Raw genomic sequence first — 2,250 nt, 5'->3', positions numbered from 1 at the left:
TCGAGCGCGCGGCCGGCGCCGAAGAGCGGCGACCACCACTCCGCCGCGTCGGCCGAGCCGGTCAGCGCGTGGCAGACGACGACCGCGTTCGCGCCGTCCGGCGCGAGGCGGCCCCACGTGCGGTAGGCGACGCGGACCTGTTCGAGCGCGCCGCCGAGTTCCAGCGGGAACGGGGCCTCGACCGCGAGGACCGCGTCGCGCGCGCGGACGCGGCGGCCGATCACCGGGCCTCCCCGCGCGCCGCGGCGAGGGCGCGCTCGAAGTCGGCGCGGAGGTCTTCGACATGCTCGACGCCGGCCGAGACGCGGACGAGGTCCTCGGAGACGCCGGCCGCCTCCCGCTCGCGCGGCGAGAGCTGGGCGTGCGTCGTCGAGGCGGGATGGATCGCCAGCGTCCGCACGTCGCCGACGTTGGCGAGATGGAGCGTCGTCTCCAGCGCCTCGATGAAGCGGCGTCCCGCCGGGGCGCCGCCGACGAGGCCGAAGCTGAAGGCGGCCCCGGCGCCGCGCGGGAAGTACCGCCGCGCCCGCGCGTGGTGCGGATGGGAGGGCAGCCCCGGGTGACGCACCCACGCGACCTCGGGACGCTCCTCGAGCCAGCGCGCGAGGGCCAGCGCGTTCGCCGCCTGCCGTTCGGCGCGCAGCGACAGCGTGTCGAGGCCGAGCAGCAGCAGGAACGCGTTCTGCGGCGCGAGGCAGGGGCCGAAGTCGCGCAGCCCTTCGAGCCTGACGCGCGCCGCGAGCGGCGCGCCGCCGCGCGGCGTCCCGCGCCCGAAGTCCGCGGCGTAGCGGAGGCCGTGGTAGCCGGCGGCCGGCTCGACGAACTCGGCGAAGCGGCCGGAGGCGGCCCAGTCGAAGCGGTCGGCGTCCACGATCACGCCGCCGAGCGCCGCGCCGTGGCCGCCGATCCACTTCGTCGCCGAGGCGACGACGACGTCGGCGCCGTGGTCGATCGGCCGCGCGTACCAGCCGGCGGCGCCGAACGTGTTGTCCACGACCAGCGGCAGGCCGCGGCCGTGCGCCAGCGCGGCCAGACGATCGAACTCGGGGACGTCGAACCCCGGATTGCCGATCGACTCGACGTAGAGCCCCTTCGTGCGCTCGTCGATCAGCGGCTCGAACGCCTCGGCCTCGACGCCGCGGGCGAGGCGGACGTCGACGCCGAGGCGGGCGAGGGAGGAGCGGAACAGGCTGTGCGTGCCGCCGTAGAGGGCGTTCGCGGCGACGATGTTGTCGCCGGCGGCGGCGAGCGCGGCGACGGCGAGGAAGATCGCCGCCTGCCCGCTGGCCGTCGCGACCGCCGCCGCGCCCCCCTCGAGCGCGGCGACCCGCTCCTCGAACGCCGCGACGGTGGGGTTGGAGAGGCGGCTGTAGATGTGCCCCGCGGCGTCGAGGGCGAAGAGCCCCGCGCCGTGGGCGCAGTCGTCGAACGTGAACGACGTCGTCTGGAAGATCGGCGGCGCGGCGGCGCGGCGGGCCGCGGCGGCGCCGTTCCCGGCGTGGACTTGCAGCGTTTCGAAGCGCGGCTTCTGTTGCGGCATCGCGTTCTCCTCGGGCGGCCCAAAGGACCGCGGAACGCGACGGCGCGCCGGAACGCAAAAAGACCCGCTCCGGCGGCGCCGTCGCGGGTCTTCGTCCGTGTGGACTTGTGCTGAGTCAGCGGTCAGTCAAGACGGACGTTCCTCTCCCGCGCCGGCGTGCGGCGCATGCGCATGGCCATGGCCATGACGTTCGCGGAGAGGACGTGGCTGTTCCGACTCATGGCGCGGAAGCTACCGTGCGCTTCGCGTTCCGTCAAGCGGCCGCCGCGGCGGCCGGCGGGCGGAACGCGTCGGTCGCTTGCCAAACGGCGCGCGATTCGGGAGACTCGCCGCGCGCGTTCTTCGGCGCGTGGAGGCCCGTCGTGGCGCTTCGTTCCGCGCATTCCGCGCCCGCGGCTTCGGCGTCGCTCGCCGCCGCGTCGCTCGTCGCGCTCGTCGCCGTCGTCGCTCTCGCCGCGGCACCGGCCCTCGGCGCCGCGGGCGAGCATCCGCGCCTCGCGGCCGAGATGGAGCGGACGCCGCTCGGCGCCGGCGTCGCGCGCGTCGGCGGCGTCGCGGTGCGCTTCGACCACGTCCACTACTGGGCGCCGTACTCCTTCGCCGACCGGGCGGGGCTCGCCGCGCTGCTGCGCAACGGCGAGGACGCCGCGCCGGTCGCGGACGCGACCCGCTTCTCCTTCTCCCGCCACCGCAGCTATCCGGTCCACGGC

The 2,250-nt window shown here is 76.2% G+C and carries 3 protein-coding genes; 1 reads left to right on the top strand and 2 read right to left on the bottom strand.

Features of this window, described 5'->3' with window-relative positions; all coding sequences use genetic code 11:
• Both LLG88_16600 and LLG88_16595 read right to left on the bottom strand, forming a co-directional pair.
• On the bottom strand, window positions 1-164 hold a 164-nt coding region (locus LLG88_16600; protein MCE5248528.1), incomplete at its 3' end, for a homoserine O-acetyltransferase.
• 56 nt (window positions 165-220) lie between these two features.
• Window positions 221-1,540: an O-acetylhomoserine aminocarboxypropyltransferase/cysteine synthase gene (locus tag LLG88_16595; protein ID MCE5248527.1), complete on the bottom strand. Its 1,320-nt coding sequence runs from the start codon at window positions 1,538-1,540 to the stop codon at window positions 221-223.
• 362 nt (window positions 1,541-1,902) lie between these two features.
• Here LLG88_16595 and LLG88_16590 point away from each other — a divergent pair.
• Window positions 1,903-2,250 (top strand): hypothetical protein (locus LLG88_16590; protein ID MCE5248526.1); only part of this gene is annotated, 348 nt, incomplete at its 3' end.

The organism is bacterium (genome assembly GCA_021372775.1).
In the GTDB taxonomy this organism is placed as follows: domain Bacteria; phylum Acidobacteriota; class Polarisedimenticolia; order J045; family J045; genus JAJFTU01.
The sequence above is the reverse complement of the archived record's forward strand: the minus strand, read 5'-3'. Positions and strand labels throughout refer to the sequence as shown.

Excerpts from the sequence above, each read along its gene's own strand:
- LLG88_16595 (MCE5248527.1), bottom strand. The coding sequence starts at position 1,540 with ATGCCGCAACAGAAGCCGCGCTTCGAAACGCTGCAAGTCCACGCCGGG.